This window comes from Rhodococcus sp. A14, assembly GCF_011603105.1.
GTDB classification, from domain to species: Bacteria; Actinomycetota; Actinomycetes; order Mycobacteriales; family Mycobacteriaceae; genus Rhodococcus_F; species Rhodococcus_F opacus.
The window spans coordinates 39,189-55,932 of the sequence record NZ_JAAOQS010000005.1 but is presented as its reverse complement, the minus strand read 5'-3'; the positions used below and the strand labels follow the sequence as shown (position 1 = coordinate 55,932).

Annotated in this window: 14 protein-coding genes and 2 pseudogenes; 7 read left to right on the top strand and 9 right to left on the bottom strand. The window is 68.0% G+C overall.

The genetic code is table 11. From position 1 onward, the window contains the following. The first annotated feature begins 61 nt into the window (after positions 1–61). Both G9373_RS04545 and G9373_RS04540 read left to right on the top strand, forming a co-directional pair. A complete protein-coding gene (locus G9373_RS04545; protein WP_043792373.1) occupies positions 62–805 on the top strand; it encodes a DUF429 domain-containing protein in 744 nt (247 codons plus the stop codon). 112 nt (positions 806–917) lie between these two features. Next, entirely contained in the window at positions 918–1,373 is a 456-nt protein-coding gene (locus G9373_RS04540; protein ID WP_005254018.1) for a tellurite resistance TerB family protein, read from the top strand. A gap of 43 nt (positions 1,374–1,416) precedes the next feature. Here G9373_RS04540 and G9373_RS04535 read toward each other — a convergent pair whose 3' ends face one another. Further along, positions 1,417–4,689 (bottom strand): arabinosyltransferase domain-containing protein, encoded by a 3,273-nt coding sequence (locus G9373_RS04535; protein WP_054247188.1) that lies wholly within the window; start codon positions 4,687–4,689, stop codon positions 1,417–1,419. A 322-nt stretch (positions 4,690–5,011) separates the two neighbouring features. Further along, a complete protein-coding gene (locus tag G9373_RS04530; protein WP_133984842.1) occupies positions 5,012–5,590 on the bottom strand; it encodes a DUF4232 domain-containing protein in 579 nt (192 codons plus the stop codon). Between the two features lie 131 nt (positions 5,591–5,721). Between G9373_RS04530 and G9373_RS48100 the strand changes: the two are divergent. Together G9373_RS48100 and G9373_RS04520 are read left to right on the top strand one after the other, a co-directional pair. Then, positions 5,722–6,567: pseudogene (locus tag G9373_RS48100) on the top strand (aldehyde dehydrogenase family protein); the annotation flags it as partial. Positions 6,568–6,728: 161 nt separating this feature from the next. Further along, on the top strand, positions 6,729–7,526 hold the full coding sequence (locus G9373_RS04520) for an SDR family oxidoreductase (RefSeq protein WP_005570226.1): 798 nt from the start codon (positions 6,729–6,731) through the stop codon (positions 7,524–7,526). On the opposite strand, the gene G9373_RS04515 is transcribed toward G9373_RS04520, so the two are convergent. From G9373_RS04515 to G9373_RS04500, 4 genes and pseudogenes are all read right to left on the bottom strand, one after another. Continuing rightward, positions 7,520–8,902: an FAD-dependent oxidoreductase gene (locus tag G9373_RS04515; protein WP_054247180.1), complete on the bottom strand. Its 1,383-nt coding sequence runs from the start codon at positions 8,900–8,902 to the stop codon at positions 7,520–7,522. The genes G9373_RS04520 and G9373_RS04515 overlap by 7 nt on opposite strands. Positions 8,903–9,113: 211 nt before the next feature. Next, on the bottom strand, positions 9,114–9,776 hold the full coding sequence (locus tag G9373_RS04510) for a methionine ABC transporter permease (protein ID WP_005570222.1): 663 nt from the start codon (positions 9,774–9,776) through the stop codon (positions 9,114–9,116). After that, positions 9,773–10,793 (bottom strand): annotated as a pseudogene (locus tag G9373_RS04505) (methionine ABC transporter ATP-binding protein). Before G9373_RS04505 ends, G9373_RS04510 begins: the two are co-directional and overlap by 4 nt. Beyond that, a complete protein-coding gene (locus G9373_RS04500; RefSeq protein WP_054247178.1) occupies positions 10,690–11,460 on the bottom strand; it encodes a MetQ/NlpA family ABC transporter substrate-binding protein in 771 nt (256 codons plus the stop codon). The pseudogene G9373_RS04505 and the gene G9373_RS04500 overlap by 104 nt, the downstream one beginning before the upstream one ends. A 198-nt stretch (positions 11,461–11,658) precedes the next feature. On the opposite strand from G9373_RS04500, the gene G9373_RS04495 reads away from it, so the two are divergent. Both G9373_RS04495 and G9373_RS04490 read left to right on the top strand, forming a co-directional pair. Next, positions 11,659–12,168 (top strand): NAD(P)H-dependent oxidoreductase, encoded by a 510-nt coding sequence (locus G9373_RS04495; RefSeq protein ID WP_054247176.1) that lies wholly within the window; start codon positions 11,659–11,661, stop codon positions 12,166–12,168. Then, a complete protein-coding gene (locus G9373_RS04490; protein WP_182625305.1) occupies positions 12,168–12,665 on the top strand; it encodes a flavin reductase family protein in 498 nt (165 codons plus the stop codon). Before G9373_RS04495 ends, G9373_RS04490 begins: the two co-directional genes overlap by 1 nt. Positions 12,666–12,675: 10 nt before the next feature. On the opposite strand, the gene G9373_RS04485 is transcribed toward G9373_RS04490, so the two are convergent. Further along, the gene (locus G9373_RS04485; RefSeq protein WP_081315414.1) at positions 12,676–13,236 is read right to left on the bottom strand and encodes an AAA family ATPase; all 561 of its coding nucleotides are present in this window, start codon (positions 13,234–13,236) and stop codon (positions 12,676–12,678) included. A 160-nt stretch (positions 13,237–13,396) separates the two neighbouring features. Further along, positions 13,397–14,224 (bottom strand): alpha/beta hydrolase, encoded by an 828-nt coding sequence (locus G9373_RS04480; RefSeq protein ID WP_182625283.1) that lies wholly within the window; start codon positions 14,222–14,224, stop codon positions 13,397–13,399. A 245-nt stretch (positions 14,225–14,469) separates the two neighbouring features. On the opposite strand from G9373_RS04480, the gene G9373_RS04475 reads away from it, so the two are divergent. Next, a complete protein-coding gene (locus tag G9373_RS04475; protein ID WP_167114078.1) occupies positions 14,470–15,060 on the top strand; it encodes a C40 family peptidase in 591 nt (196 codons plus the stop codon). A gap of 70 nt (positions 15,061–15,130) precedes the next feature. Here the strand turns inward: G9373_RS04475 and G9373_RS04470 are convergent, their stop codons facing one another. Further along, positions 15,131–16,720: a GMC family oxidoreductase N-terminal domain-containing protein gene (locus G9373_RS04470; RefSeq protein WP_005254032.1), complete on the bottom strand. Its 1,590-nt coding sequence runs from the start codon at positions 16,718–16,720 to the stop codon at positions 15,131–15,133. Between the last annotated feature and the right edge of the window lie 24 nt (positions 16,721–16,744).

Here is a 16,744-nt window from a genome sequence, read left to right as displayed (position 1 = left end):
ACAACTAACTGATGTGTTGCATCACTTATTCTGATTCAGCAGGTCGGACTAGCCTGGGTCGATGCGTACCGTGGGAGTCGACCTGGCGGCCGAACCGAAGAAGACCGCCCTGGCGATCATCGACTGGTCCGGCGGTGTGGCCCGCGTCGAGTCCGTCCGGCTGGGAGCCGGGAACGACGCCGTGATCGAGGCCGTGCTGGCGTGCGACAGGACCGGTATCGATGCACCGTTCGGCTGGCCCGACGCGTTCGTCCGGATGGTGTCCGAGCACCACGCCGGCCGACTGTCCGCGGCCAACGGTCTCGCCAACCGCGACGGGCGTCGACCGCTGACCAAGCGACGCACCGACCTCGTGGTGCAAGCCGCGACGGGGATATCCCCGCTCAGTGTGTCGGCCGATCTCATCGCGCACGTCGCGTTACGCTGCGCCGGAATCCTCGCGGAACTCGGTGACCTCGGCGTCGATGTCGGACGCGTCGACGGCCGCGTGGTCGAGGCGTATCCGGCGGCCGCGCTGCGCACCTGGGGCCTGGTGTCGCGCGGATACAAGAGCGCGCAGAATCGGGTGACGCTGGGGGAGTTGGTCGACGCGCTCCTGGCGGCCGCGGACTGGATGGATCTCGGTGCATTCCAGCCGATCTGCCGCGAATCGGACGATGCTCTCGACGCCGTGCTGGCCGCCGTCATCGCGCGGGCAGCGGCCGTCGGCTGCACAGCGCTACCCGAGGGCGACGACCGCGCCATTGCCGAACGGGAGGGGTGGATCCACGTGCCGACGGGAGGCCTGCAGGCGTTGCGGCCCTAGCGGCGGATTCCTGTGACTGCGCTGGTAGACCGACCGCGGCGACGCCCTCGGGTGAAACCTGGCAAATTGGACACCACACGCACCGTGCGTGGGCACACGAAGAAGGAGTCCAATGGCTTTCTGGGATCAGCTGAAGGCAAAGGCGTTCGAGATGAACGGCCAGCTCAAGACCAAGACGGCACAGTTCCAGAACAAGGAGTTCGCCAACGCCAGCATGGCCATGTGCGCCCTCATCGCCGCGGCGGACGGGACCATCGACCCGTCCGAGCGTCAGAAGACTGCGGCGCTGATCACCAGCAACGAGGCGCTGAGTGTGTTCCCGTCGGACGAGCTGAGCCAGAAGTTCGACTGGTACTGCAGCAAGCTGCAGTCCGATTTCGAGTTCGGCAAGATCGAGGCCACCGCCACCATCGCGAAGCTGAAGTCCAAGCAGGATCAGGCACGTGCCGTCATCCAGATCGGCATCGTCATCGGTGGCGCCGACGGCAACTTCGACCAGCACGAGCGAAACGTGGTGCGCGACGCCTGTTTCGCCGTCGGCATCGCTCCGGCGGAATTCGAACTCTGAGGTGATCGGTGACGCGCCCGGCTCAGGGGCGCGTCACCGACGCTCAGTAGGCCGTGATGATCGGCGCCGGGTTCCACATGCCCGAACGCTGAATCCGGGTGGTGTCGATCTCCGCGGTCTTCGCGTCGGGGTCGAGCGGGGAGTACTGCTCCACTCCGCCCCAGTCACGGTCCCAGTCGTCCCTCAGGTACGACGGTATGGTGCGGCTCGCCCGGGTCATCTCGATCCAGCCCAGCGGGCCTCCGCCGTACCGGTCCTGCCACAGGCTGGTCATGATCGCGCCGGGACGGTCGGGGAGGATCCGGTATTCGGGCGCCTCCGCGACACCCGTGCGGTGGTCGAACGGTCGCTGGCACGGAAATGCAAGTCCCACAGCCCAGTCGATCATCACGGGCGAGTCGGATCCGATCACGTCGTTCAGTGTCTGCGTCCGGGGAACACGCGGCGGCGTCACCGCCAGCCACTGCTGCGGATCACTGTCCGAATCCGACGCCACGAGTCGGATGACATCCGAATCGTCCGGCAGGGAATCGAGCGGGACGCGCAGATTCCGCCAGGACGGTGCCGGGCCGATATCGATCGGCGTCACGCGTCCCGACACCGCGACCGCGCCGTCCGGTTGCGTGGTGCCGTATTCCACCTCGAGGTTCTGGCCGTAGGTGACGACGCCGTCCGCGTCGACGGAGCGGATGCGGCCCGCTGCGGCGATGGAGACGATGTCACCAGCCCCGGCGTCCGATTCGGGGTTCGGCAACCGGTACCAGCCCGTGGTCAGTGACGCGTCGCCGTCGCTGCCGTCGCTGCCGAGGACGGGCGTGCGGTCGGGGTCGAGGCCGAACGGCAGAGCCACGGCGCTGCCGTTGACACCCACCGCGCCGGCGCCGCCGCCGGTGCCCGCGGCGTTGCTCGACGCCGTCTGCTCGGTGTTGTCGGTCTTGACGGAGTTGGCGACGCCCGCATCCGACGATTCCTCGTCGGCACTGAGGTCGCCGGCGACGCCGTTCGGCGTGAAGCCGACGGTGCCCGCACCCGCGAGAGCGGTCGCGGCGTCACCGGACAGTGGTTGCAGCAACGACGCGTTCGGATCGGTTTCGAGCAGGACGTCGTTGGCGAGACCGCACGGTGCGCCGGTGACGGCATCGACATTGGAGCGGGCGAGGGAGAACGCGGGGTACTGCGCGACCGCGCCCTTCGCCATCGACAGCACCTCGAACAGCACCATCGCGGCGGCCGCCACCGTCAACGGCGGAATCGCCCACAACCGGCGTCGCCGCACGGATTCGGTCCGGGTGTAGGGCTCGCGGAAGTAGCACCACGCCGCGATCAGCAGCATCACCAGCGTGGCGCCGAGCAGGATGGTGCCGGCACCGAGGCCGGCGATCGACACCGGCTTGTCCCACCACGGGACGCTGTAGCTGGACACGTACCACCACCCGTTGGTGCTGGTGAAGCACATCGCCAGCAGGAACAGCACGACGGCCGCGAACAGCGCGCGGTTGCGCGGCGAGCGCACCACGGCGGTGCTCACCGCCACGGACGCCAGGACGGCGAGCGACCCCGCGAGGCCGGCGTAGATGCCGAAGTGATGCGTCCACTTGGTGGGCGTGAACATCATCAACCCCATCGCGGCGAGCGTGATGCCGATGAGCCGCCGCGACGGTCCGGCCGCCGTCCCGGGAATCCGGCCGCCCTTGCGGAGCATCACGAGGACCGTCACGGCCAGGCTCAGCACCATCACGAACACGCCGAACCGGCGCGACAGCGAACCGTCGACGGAGATGTTCAGCAGGTACTGGTAGCGGAGGTATTCGTCAAACCAGGGGACGTTGGGGCCGATCGCGTGAACGTGCTGCATCTCCATGACGGCGGCGAGGGTCTGGTCGGCGAACACCGCCACCAGGATCACGGTCCCCGACGCGACGAGCGGAGCCAGCAATGCGATGTATCCGACCGTCTTGGCCCGCGCGATCACGATCTGCAGGATCGGCCGGGCGCCCGCGACCAGGGCGCCGAAACAGATCAACCCGGACGGGCCCGCGGTCAGCGTGGCCGCACCGACCAGAATCGCCACCGCGGCGGGCAGCAGTCGCCGGGTCGCGACGGCACGTTCCACCGAGCACCACGTGAGCAGCACGCCCACCGCGACGATCGGCTCGGGCCGCAGACCGTTGTTGTACGGAAGCCAGAACGCGAGGAACACCAGTCCGCCGGTCCACAGCGCGAGCCGGTTGCCCCGGACCGCGGCGCCGAGTCGCGGTGCGACCTCACGGCTGATCACCAGCCAGGCGACGATGCCGGCGAGCAGCGCGGGCAGACGCACGAACGGGCTCGCCGGGGTGATGTTCGCCAGCACCGCGAGGACGTCGTAATACGGAGACCCGAACGGCGCCTCCGGGACGCCGTACCAGCGGAAGTAGTTGGCCATGTAGCCCGCCGCCTCGGACGTGCGGGCCATGTTGAACTGATAGCCGTCGTCGGAGGTGGAGGCGCCGATGAAATGCCACAGCACCAGCGTGCCGATGACGACGGCGTCGACGGCCCCGAACGACCACCAGCGGGTGGGAAGGAATCGTCGTGCCCGGCGCCCGTCCACGTTGTCGAGACGGTGCAGCGCCACCAGCGCCAGAATCGTCGCGAGCGCGCCCACCACCATGGCGACGAACTTGAGGGTCGACGGCGTCGACGAAAAGCGGCTGTCGATCTGGGCCGTCACCTGCAGTCCGTCGGGCGCCGCACCGTCGAGGTCGCTGAAGATGCCCACCGTCTGCGGGCGGAGGTCGCCGTCGACGACGGTCGGTGCGTCCTGGCCCGCCGCGACGAATCCCGCGGTGGTCCGCGTGGAATCCGACGACACCACGAGCGCGCAGTCTGCGGGTAGCTGGTCCAGCGGCGACGACAGCAGCACCTTGTTCCGCAACAGCACCTCGACGCCGGCGGGACCGTCCGGGGTCGCGGGATTCACCCTGGCGACCAGTCCGTACCTCCCGGCGTCGGCGGCGCCAGCGGGGGCGGTGGAGGTCAGGATCCCGCCGCGGTCGGCGAGTTCACCGACCGCCGAACAGGGGATCTGCACGTCGAGGCTCAGCGGCGCGTAGGTGACGAGCGGTGCCTCGACGCTTCCGGTGCTGCCGTTCTGCGGCCAGGTGAGGGTTGCGCTGTCCTGCTCGACCGGAAGGAACGGGAGCGACAACGTGAGCAGCACTCCGACGACGGAGGCGACGATCGCGAGAAGGCGGGCGGAGCGGACCGACTGATCGAGGGGAGACGACTGGGGCGGGGTCCCGATCGGCGACTCGTCCGAGTCGTCTCTGGACACCTTCGCCGATTCCAGCCTGCTGTCAGTCACGACGTCGGATAGTACCCATCCGTGCCAATTGTTAGCGAAGGCAAAGAACAGGCCTGGTCGGAGGGTCGGCCGCCCCGGCGGATCACATGTGGAAGTGCTTCAGGATCCGCGACCGGCGCTCCGCTCGGGTGAGGAGATGGTGGTGATGCCGCGGACCACGGCGGTGCCGAACTTCGGAATGCACTTCGCGGATGATCTCGAACATGCCTCCGCCTTCCTCCTACGCGAGCCGGTAGCCCGACGGTAGGTCGAGGGCAGGGTGAGCCGATTCACCCGGGGCGGGTGAACCAGGTCACCCGATCACGGGCTGCACCGACAGCTGTTTCACGCCGGTCTGCGAACAGCCGGTGGTGGGGTAGGGGAGGAATACCGACCCGGTGTCGTCGGGTGGGTACACCCGGAATCCTGCGACCGGAGTGGGGTCACACGTCTCGGCCGGATAGTTCTGCACCACCGTGGCACGCACCGCTGCGGTGGCCCGTGCGCCCGGGGCGACCGTCACCGGAGGCTCGGTGCCGCCGTCCCGATCGGCCGCGGCACCTACCTGCGGACCGTTCGGGGCGGCGACGTACGAGACCCCCGGGTATCCGTGGAGGACGCAGCCGCGGGTGCCGGTGTTGGTGAAGACGAGCGGGATCTCCTGAGATCCGGCGGCCCCACTCGCCTGTCCGAGCGTCACCCGCAGTTCGCCGATCAGGCAGCGGTCGGGGTGCGGTGCGGTCGTCTCGGTGGGCGCGGATCTCGTGAAGGTGATGTCACGCGAGGGTTCGGCGGTCCCCGTGTCGTCCGTCGAGCCGCACGCCGAGGCGGTGAGCACGGCGGCGATTCCGAGTACGCCGAGAAGGGTGCGTGCCGGTGACTGCGTGCGCATCTGATCGCTCCTCTTCGCTGATGTGCTGCCGTACGTCGATGGTCCGCGATCGGTGGCATCCCGGTGCGGGGTTCGGGGAGATCGCATTCGCCCCTTGCCGGAGGAATCCGGTCGTAGGCTGCGGGGCGCAGGTAGTCGCCGAGGGCACCGCCGACGACGTCGATCGCGCCGCGAAGGCCGCGCGAGCAGCCTTCCCCGCATCGTCCGCGCTCAGCGGCAAGGAACGTGGCGAGTACCTCCAGAAAGCGGCTGCCCTGATCCAGGAGCGCCTCGACGACTTCACCGCCCTGATGTCCCGCGACATGGGCATGCCGCTGGGATTCGCGAAGCCCATCCAGATCGGCATGCCGCTCGCGAACCTCGCTGCGTTCGCCGAACTGGCCGCCACCTCCGACTTCGACGTCCACGAGGTGGGCAACTCCCTGATCGTGCGCGAGCCGGTCGGTGTCGTCGGGGCGATCACCCCGTGGAATTTCCCGCTCCACCGGGTGGTGCTCAAGGTCGGCGGTGCTCTGGCCGCGGGATGCACCGTCGTGCTCGAGCCGACCGAGGTGGCACCGCTCGCCACGTAGGCGCTCACCGACATCTTCGACGAAATCGGTCTGCCGGCAGGCGTGTTCAACCTCGTCAGCGGATTCGGGCCCGTCGTGGGCGAGGCGATCGCCGGACATCCCGAGGTGGTCGCCAAGGAGGAGATCTTCGGCCCCGTCCTGTCGATCATCGGGTACCGGGACGAGGACGACGCGGTGCGGATCGCCAACGCAACGGAGTACGGACTCGCCGCCGGCATCTGGTCCGGGGACCAGGACCGCGCCGACCGCGTCGCGCGACAGTTGCGCGCCGGCCAGGTCGAGGTGAACGGCGGGAGGTTCGACACCAACGCCCCGTTCGGCGGGTACAAGCAGTTCGGCATCGGCCGCGAGGCCGGCGTCCTCGACTTCGAGGAGTTCCTCGAGATCAAGTCGATCCAGCGGTAGGCGGCTTCGCCGCCCGTGCGCCTTTTTGGTAGTGACTGCTACCAAAAAGGCGCACGGGCGCGGAGCGCAATTGGCCTCACGCTGAACCGAATCGGTGACTCCCGACCGTCGCGGTCCTACCCTCGAACCGAGGGGCGGACAGCGGAGATGAGGAGAACGACATGGATCTCGGTCTGGGCGGCAAGCGGGCCGTCGTCACCGGCGGCAGCCGCGGAATCGGTTTCGCGATCGCGCGCAGCCTCGCGTCGGAGGGGGTCGACGTGGTGCTCGCGGCCAGGGGCGTCGAGGCGCTGGAACTGGCGGCGAAGACGCTGTCGCAGGAGACCGGGCGGCGGGTGATCGGGGTACCCACCGACACCGGCGACGATGATTCGGTGCGCGCCCTCGTGCAGCGGACGGTGGACGAACTCGGCGGCGTCGACATTCTCGTGAACGCCGCGGCCACACCGTGGAGCGCGGGCAAGCCGAGCGACTTCGCGTCCACCACCGACGACGTGGTGCGCGCCGAACTCGAGATCAAGGTGCTCGGCTACCTGCGGACCGCCCGCGCGGTGGCACCGCACCTCGTGGAGCAGGGGTGGGGACGGATCATCAATATCAGCGGGCTCGGTGCACGCCAGGCCAATTCCATCGCGCAGACCGTGCGGAACGTCGGTGTGTCGGCGCTGACGAAGAACCTCGCCGACGAACTGGGACCGCACGGAATCAACGTGACGGTGGTGCATCCGGGGCTGACGCGGACGGAACGGCTCGTCGACCGGCTGGCGGCGCAGTCCGAGGCGGAAGGTGTGCCGGTCGCCGAGTTGGAGTCGCGGCTGGCTACCAACTCGATCCACCGGTTGATCGACGCGAGCGAGGTCGCGGACGTCGTCACGTTCCTGGCGTCACCGCGCAGCGTCGGGATCACCGGCGACGCGGTTGCCGTCGGCGGGGGTGCTCCGGGCGCCGTCTATTACTGAGCGCGGGCGGGTGACAGCGCGCCGTCGTGTTCGGTGACTTCCCGGGCGGCGCGCTCCCCGGACCGGATGGCCCCGTCGACCCAGCCGCACATCACGGACGAACTCTCCGTGCCTGCCCAGTGAATGCGACCGCACGGCTTGCGGAGGGCGTGGCCGAACTGGGTGAGCACTCCCGTCGGCGCATGGCTGAGCATGCCGCCGCCGGAGTACCGCTCGACGCTCCAGTTCTGCTCGATGTAGTCGACGGGGGAGGCAGCTTTGGCTCCGAACCTCGCGGTCAACTCGCCGAGCACCGCTTTCTTCCGTTCCGCTTCCGACAGCGTCCCCAGCGTGCGGGCGATCGGTCCCTCGACGATCACGCACAGAACACCGGGGCGCCCCGTGTCGGTGCTCGCGTCGATGGTGACGGTCGCGGGGGAGTCGGGTGCCGCGGACTGCCCGGACAATCCGTCCGCGCGCCAGAAGGGTTCGTCGTAGAGGACGGCGATCTTCATGACCGCGCCGCTCGGCATCCTCTGGTGCAGGAAGGACCGATCCATCGGCAGGAGCGGCTCGTAGAGGATCTGGCTCGCGATCGCGAGGGGGACCGCGACGATGGCCCTCCGGGCCCGCACCGCCATATCCGCGGATCGGACGGTCACGCCGTCGCCGTCCTGCGCGATGTCCCGGACGGGTTGTGACAGATGGAGTGCGTCGCCGATCGCGGCCGCCATCGGACGGTAGACGGCACCCATTCCGCCGACCGGCCGCGCGTCCTCGGCCGCGTCCTTCACACCGAGAACGAAACTCGGACCGCCGCCGGACGCCATCTGGTACAGGACGAACAGCATCGACACCTCGGACGCCGCGGACGTGTAGCAGCCGGCGATGGCGGTCTCGAGAAGGTCGTGGGCCGGCTTGGACAGCGTGTTGTCGCCCAGCCATTTGGCGAGGCTGATCGCGTCCCACTTCGCTGCCTTCTTCGCCTCCCACGGCGCCTCGAGCGGAATCGTCTTGCACATCTCGCCGAGTTCGACGAACACGGCGCCGAGATTCGCGGCCGCCCAGGGACTCATCGTCAGGGGAATCGTCCCCTTGTACCGGTACTGCTTGCCGTCGACGACCATCATCGCCTCGCCGTCGGTGTACTGCTTGTAGCTCTTGACGCCGAATTCGTCCATCAGGGCGTAGATCCGGTCCTGTCCCGGCCCGATCCACGCACCGCCCCGATCGATCCACGAACCGTCCTCGCGGACCATGGTGAACGTCCGCCCGCCGATCCGGTCACGCGCCTCCAGCAGCGCGACCGATTGTCCGGCCTGTTTCAAGCGCAGTGCCGCCGTCAGTCCGGCGAATCCGGCGCCTACGACGCAATAGTCGACTTCGATGTCTGCCATGACACATCCCCTCGCGCTCTGCGCGCGGCCCTCGTGCGGCCGTAGGTAACGGGTGCGCCGCCATTGGTCATGGGGGTGTGAATTCCTCTCTCCGGGAATGACATCGCCGCGCACAGAACATATTCATCCTTACTCGCGGCGAGTATCCCGGTCAAGGGCGTCCCGCCCGTGAGTACTTGTTAACCGCGGGCGGTTAACAAGTACTCACGGGTCAGCGGCGCAGCACCTTTCGCGCCAGCCAGTTGCCGAAGAACTGGGAAGCCTGGACGAGCAGGATGATGACGAGGGTGGCGACAAGGGTCACCTGCCAGTTGAAGCGCTGATACCCGTAGACGATGGCGAAGTCGCCGAGCCCGCCGCCGCCGATCGTCCCCGCCATCGCGGACATGTCGACGATGCCGATGAGGACGAATGTGTAACCGAGGATCAACGGGCCCAGGGCTTCCGGGATCAGCAGGGTGACGATGATCCGCAGGGGTCCCGCGCCCATCGCGCGGGCAGCCTCGATCACGCCGGGGTCGACGGTCACCAGATTCTGTTCCACGATGCGTGCGATGGCGAACGACGACGCGATGATCATCACGAAGATCGCGGCCTCGGTTCCGATGGTCCGGCCTACCACGGCAAGGGTGACGGGCCCCAGTGCGGCGAGCAGGATGATGAACGGAATCGGCCGGACGATGTTCACCAGGATGTTCAGCACCGTGTAGGCCGCCGTGTTCTGGAGAATCCCGCCCTTCCTCGTGGCGTACACCAGTGTTCCCACCACGAGCCCGATCAGCCCGCCGACCACCAGCGTGATCACCACCATGTAGATGGTCGTGCCGATGGATTCGAACAGTACGGGGCGCAGCTTGTCCCAGTTCGTGGTCATGCCTGTACTTCCTCGACGTCGGTGACGGTCCGCAACCGGCGGATCACGTCGTCGACGCCGTCGTCCGGACCGACGAGCTCGAGCGTGAGACTGCCGAACGAGCGGTCCTGCAGGGTGGTGATGCCGCCGTAGACGATCTCGAACCGCACACCGTGCCCGCCCGCGTCGGAGAGAACGTCGCCGATCCGGCTGCCGTCGCGCACGTCGGCGGTGACGATCCGGCCGCCGAAACGCGAGCGCAGCCGTTCCAGGTCGGCGGGCTCCGGGCGGTTGCGCAGGATCGTGCTCACGAAGCTCTTCGACGTCGGCGCCTGTGGTTCCGAGAAGACGTCGAACACCGTGCCGAGCTCCACGACGCGACCCTCCGCCAGGACGGCGACACGATCCGCGACGGCCCGGACGACGTCCATCTCGTGGGTGATCACCACGATCGTGACCCCGAGTTCCCGGTTCACCTTGCGGAGCAGACTAAGTACGTCCCGCGTGGTCTCCGGGTCCAGGGCGCTGGTGAACTCGTCGGCGAGCAGCAGGTTCGGCGACGTCGCGCGCGCGGGCGATCCCGACCCGCTGCTTCTGCCCGCCGGACAACTGGTCGGGGTAGACCCGTGCCTTGTCGGAGAGGCCCACGAACGTGCGCAGTTCGGCGACGCGTTCGCGGCGCTTCTGCCGCGGCCACCCCGTCACGACGAGGGGGTACGCGACATTCCCGGCGACGGTCCGCGAGCGGAACAGGTTGAACTGCTGGAAGATCATCCCGATCTTCGCGCGTACGTGTCGGAGTTTCGATTCCGACAGCGCGGTGATGTCGACGTCGTCGACGACGACGCGCCCACTCGTCGGGCGTTCCAGGCCGTTGATCAGCCGAACCAGCGTGCTCTTCCCGGCGCCCGAGTAGCCGATGACCCCGAAGATCTCACCCCTCTCGATGGTGAGATCCAGGGCGTCGACAGCGGTGAGCGTCTTCTTTCCCGACTGGAAGGTTTTCGTGACGGATTCGAATCGGACGATCGGTGTCATCTACGGCGGGACTCGACGGGTCGTCCTTGTAGAGAGCGGATGCGGGGTCGATGCCCGAACGCTCGAGGAATGTGTTGTTGGCGATCGCGCCGTCGACGGATGCGAGCGACAGCGCCGTCTGTGCGGCGTCGACCGGGGTCACCTTCACCTTGGACGCAGTCGTGTCGATGTCGGCGGGCGTGGGGGACGGGTTGTCGCCGGTCAGCGTGAGCAGGCCGGCGCCCTTCAGCACGAACAGGGCACGAGCCTGGTTGCTGGGGTCGTTGGGGATTGCGATCTCGCCGCCCTGCGGAATGTCGGCGAGGCTCCGGTGCTTCTGCGAGTACAGGCCGAGCGGCACGATCTGGGTGGCGCCGATCGGGGTGAGGTCGTCGTCGGCGCCGGTGTTGTACTCGCCGAGAAACTGCAGGTGCTGGAAGAGATTGGCGTCGATCTGCCCCTGCGACAGGGCGATGTTCGGCTGCGAGTAGTCGGAAAAGTTCACGACGTCGAGCGTGATACCCGCGTCCTTCGCCTTGTCCTCGAAGATCTCCCACGAGCGGTCGCTGGCCTCGGTGGTTCCGATCCGGACCGTGTCGCCGTCGGCGCCGCCGGATCCACCGGAGCACGCTGTCAGTGCCGCCAGGAGAGGAACGGCGGCAAGGGCGAGAGAACGGCTGAACTTCACGGAAAATCCCCACGATCGATCGAATGGCCACGGAGTGCGGCCACTGGCAAGGTAGCGCCTCCGGGCGCCGCGCGGAATGGTTTGGATCGCCCTGATTCGAAGGACCGTGTCTCGACTTCCGTTCCTGCCCTACAGTATTCGACCGGAACCACCGAGTGCTCTAGGGTGGCGGGAAAGCATGCGAGAGGTGATGAAGCAATGAAGGTAACGGTAGTGGCGGGCAATCCCAAGCCCGGTTCACGGACGCTGGACGCAGCCGGCCTGGTCGCGACCGCGGTGACGGGTGCCGCCGCGGATTTCACGGTCGACTTGATCGAGCTCGGTGCGGGACTGCTCGGGTGGGGGGACGAGAAGGTCGCGGCGGCCGTGGAGACGGTGGCGTCGTCGGACCTCGTCGTGTTCGCCAGCCCGACGTTCAAGGCGTCGTACACGGGCGTGCTGAAGCTGTTCCTCGACCAGTTCGCGACCGGCGACGGCCTGAAGGACGTCGTGGTGGTGCCGCTGATGCTCGGGGGCGGGCCCGCCCACGCCATGGCGCCGGACCTGCTGCTCAAGCCGGTGCTCGTCGAACTCGGCGCGACGGCCCCGGCGCCGGGCCTCTACCTCATCGACACCACTTACACGACCGACTCACGTATCGCCGACTACGCCGAGCGGTGGGGTCCGATCCTCACCGCGGCGGCCCGGACCCGGACGGAACTCTCATGATGCAGGCGGACGGCACACTGGACAAGACTTCGCTCCGGGAGGCGTTCGGACATTTCCCGAGCGGTGTCGTCGCCGTCTGCGCCGAAGTCGACGGTGAGCGCGTCGGGATGGCGGCGAGCACGTTCGTGCCCGTGTCGCTGGAGCCGCCGCTGGTCGCGTTCTGCGTGCAGAACACGTCCACCACGTGGCCGAAACTCGCGGACCTCGCCCACGTCGGGATCAGCGTGCTCGGTGAGGCGCACGACGCGGCCGCCCGCGTGCTGGCCGCGAAGACCGGCGACCGGTTCGCGGGCCTCGACACCGAAACCACCGACGGCGGTGCGCTGTTCATCGACGGAGCGTCGGTGTGGCTGGACACCACCGTCACCCAACAGGTGCCTGCCGGGGATCACGCGATCGTGGTCCTGCGGATCAACGAACTGAGGGTGCAGTCCGAGATCGAGCCGATCGTGTTCCACCGCAGCCGGTTCCGCTGGTTGCGCACCGTCGCGTCCTGACCCGGTCCCGCTACTGCGGGCGCCCCACGGCGCTGACCACGGCCAAGGCTTCGTCGATGCACGCGGTCGCGTCCCGGCCTGCCGTGTCCAGGACGTGCACGGAAGAATCGACGGGCTGGTATTCGCGTCGGACGACGTCCGACCAAGTGGGAACCCGCAGACCTGCCACATCGACGACGCGGGTCTCGACGCGACGCCGGTGTTCCTGCTCGTCCGAGCAGACGACCTCGATCTCGGCGAGTGACGCATCGAGGTCGCGCGCGACTGTCCGCCACGCATCTCTGGTCACGTCGATCGGATTGACCGAGTCGGCGACAACGGAGACGTTGCCGCGCAGGATGTCGCGGGCCACGGCGTATCCCACCCGGTAGCCGGCCTCTGCGACCGACGGTGCTGCAAGAGACGAGTCGAGAATGGCCTGTTCGATGCTGTCGATGCGCACGTGTGCTGCACCGAGTGATTGCGCCAGCCCCCGTGCGATCGTCGACTTTCCCGATCCCGGCAGTCCGGCAAGGACGACGAGAACTGGACTTCGCCGCGCAGAACTGCGGCGGGGTTCGCGCGGGGTCATGGAGCGAGGTTACGGCCGACGCGGAGGCTTGTGGCACCACGCGTCGAAATCTGCGTACTCGCAGTTCCCATGGCGGCCGAGCGCTTCATCGACCCGGCTGGTCCGACCGGTGGCTTCGTCGCCCGTGCGTGGTTAGCGAGTCTCTGGACTCGTCAACCACTCACGGGCTGCGGAGTGCCCGGCGGACGGTGTCGGCGAACGAGGTGGGGTCGTGGATCAGCCAGCCGTGACCGCCCGTCACGGTGAGGACGGTCGGATTGCGGAGTGCTTTCCGCATCGACTCGAAGCTGGCGAGCGGAATCGTCCGGTCCGCGCGACCCCAGACGAGGGAGACCGGTAGGCCCCGGTCGGCGAGGACGCCGAGTTCGTGGCGCAGGTCCGCCCGTCTGGCCAGGTGCGCGGTGCGCCAGACCGCACGCGGATCCCGCAGCGTGTTGGGCAGGAACCCGTTGACGAGCGACGCCGTCGTGTGCGCGATGGTTCGGATCGACAGCGCCTCACCCAGCGCCGAAGCGCCCCAGTCCCACAGCGGCCTTTCGCCGATGGGCCGGATTCCCCAACCGTCGGACGACCAGGCGCCACCGCCGACGGAGTTGACGAGCACCAGGCGCGCGACCCGCTCCGGAAGGTCGTGGGCGGCCTGAATGGCGACGCCCCCGCCGAAGGAGTGGCCGACCAGTGTCACCGGTTCGCTGATTCCCGCCTCGTCGAGGAACCGTCCCAGCCAGGCCGCGTAACCCGCGAAGGTGCGGGCCTCGGGCGGATGGTCGGGAGTTCCGCCGAAGCCGGGAAGGGTCGGAGTGACGACGCGATGCCCCTGCTGGGTGAGCATTGACAGGCTGCGGCCGTACACCCGCGGGGTGAGCCCCCATCCGTGCAGGAAGACGACGGGTGAGCCGCGCCCTACGACAGTGAGGGTCGCGGCGTCCGCATCTGCGGGTTCCCCGAAGATCTCGGGTTCTGAATTCTGGATCAGTGACACGCCCAACAGCGTGGACGACGCGCATGCCTTCGGTAACGGGCCGAATTGCCTGAAGGCATACCTGTTTCTGAAGTTTCGTGACTGACCGGTCGGTTCGAGATCTGATCGTTATATACCTGGATTGCGAAAATAGGTATGTGTATGGGCCATTCGGCCGTTGTCCGCTGAGTCCGTGACCGGGATGTTATCTAACGTCTCGTCCGAGCGGCGCTGATGTCGCCGGAACCTCATGAATTGAAGGACTCAGCTCAATGGCCAAGCATAGATTGCGTCGGGGCAATCGTCTGCAGTCTTCGACCGGCGGTCTTCTGATCGCCGCCGGTGTGGGAGTGGGAGCATTTCTGCTTCCCGTTGCTCCCGCTGCAGCGGAGCCGATCACGATCCCAGGGATTGGGACGTTCGAGGTACCAGGCGTGCCGCCGGTGCCGCCGGCTCCGGCTCCGGCTCCGAACCCTGGGCCTCTCCCGGGACCGTTGCCTGCCCCGCCGGCGTTGCCGTCCACCCACGGCGCGCAGGCTCTCGCGGCCGCCGAATCGAAGATCGGATCGCCGTACGTCTGGGGCGCAACGGGGCCGAACGCCTTCGATTGCTCGGGTCTGGTGCAGTGGGCGTACAAGCAGGCGGGCATCTCCGTGCCTCGCACCACCTACGACCAGGTGAACGGTGGATCGCCCGTCGACAAGGGCAGCCTGCAGCCGGGTGATCTCGTCCTGTTCAACGGGGCGAACCACGTCGGGCTCTACGCCGGGAACGGCACGGTCGTCCACGCGCCCACGTCCGGGCAGCCGGTGAAGCAGGCGCCCCTCGATTCGATGCCGTTCTACGCGGCGCGCCGGTACTAGGCGGCTCCGCCGCCCGTGCGCCTTTCTGGTTGCCAGCGCTACCAAAAAGGCGCACGGGGCGCGAAGCGCCCTACGAGTTCCGGATCAGATCCGACGCCCGCTCACCGATGAGAACGGACGGTGCGTGGGTGTGCCCGCGGATGATGGCGGGCATGATCGACGCGTCGGCGACGCGCAGTTTGTCGACCCCTCGCACCCGCAGGTCGGGCGTGACGACGCTGGCGTCGTCGTTGCCCATGCGGCACGTCCCGACCGGGTGGTAGAGGGTGTGGGCGTTCTCCTGCAGTGCCCGGGCGAGAATCTCGTCGAGTGGCGTGCTCGGCGTGACGGCCGGGCGAATCATGTTGCCGAGCCGCGACTTCAGCGCCGGAGCCGATGCGAGGGCGTCGCACAGGCGCAGTCCTTCGAGCATCGCCCGCCGGTCGACTCCGCCGCTGTCGCTGAGGTAGCGGGGATCGATGATCGGCTTGGCGAGGGGATCGGCCGACCGCAGCGAGATCTCGCCTCGACTCTCGGGTTTCACGAGGATGGTGCCGATCACCGCGGCGTGACCGGTTGCCGGGATGAGGCCCTCGTCGAAGAACGGCGCGGGCCCGAAGATCATCTCGAGGTCGGGCAGTGCCAGATCGTCCCGACTGCGCGTGAAGCCGTACGCCTCGGCCACGTTCGACGTGAGCATGCCCCGGCGACGGGTCAGGTAGTTGAGCAGCTCGGGGATCTTCTCGGCGGCGAACAGCGAGTCCGAGTCGACGCTGTAGCCGAGGAACGACACCAGATGGTCGAGCAGATTCTTCCCGACCTCCGGCAGGTGCTGCTGCACCGCGATTCCGTGCTCGCGCAACTGTGCCTCGTCGCCGATGCCCGACAGCATGAGGAGTTGCGGGGAGTTGATCGCCCCGCCGGCGAGGATCACTTCCTTTGCGGCGCGGATGGTGCGTCGCACCCCGTCCTTCTCGTACTCGACGCCGACGGCCGCGGAGCCCTCGAACAGAACCCTGGTGGCCTGGGCGCCGGTGAGGACGGTCAGATTCTTCCGTTTCAGCGCCGGTCGGAGGTAGGCGTCGGCGGTACTCCACCGAGCACCCCGCTTCTGCGTCACCATGGTCTGTGAGAAACCCTCGGGTCGAGTGGCGTTCGCCCGCTCGACGGGATAGCCGGTCTCCTCGGCCGCCGCCAGGAACGACCCGGTGAGAGCGCGCGGGCTCCGCTGCTGCGAGACGACGATCGGTCCGCCGGTTCCGCTGTCGGCGTCCGACGCGTCCTGCACGTTCTCGATGCGGCGGAAGTACTTGACCACTTCCTTGAACGACCAGGAGTCGTCGGTGAGTTCGGCCCACTCGTCGTAGTCGGCGGCGAATCCGCGCACCCACATCATCGCGTTCATCGACGACGAGCCGCCGAGCATCTTGCCGCGCGGCCAGTAGATACTCCGCCCACCGAGCCCGGGTTGCGGCTCGGTCAGGTAGTCCCAATCCATCTCGCTGCGAAACAGTTTCGAGAACGCGGCGGGGATGTGCGCGAACTTGTCCTTGTCCTCACCACCGGCCTCGAGGACCGCGACCTCGCTGCCGGAGTCGGCGCTGAGCCGGTCGGCCAGCACGGCACCTGCCGAACCCGACCCCACGATCACGTAGTCGGCCACAGACAGTTCCTGATTCATCGTTCATCTCCACTTCGACGGGGG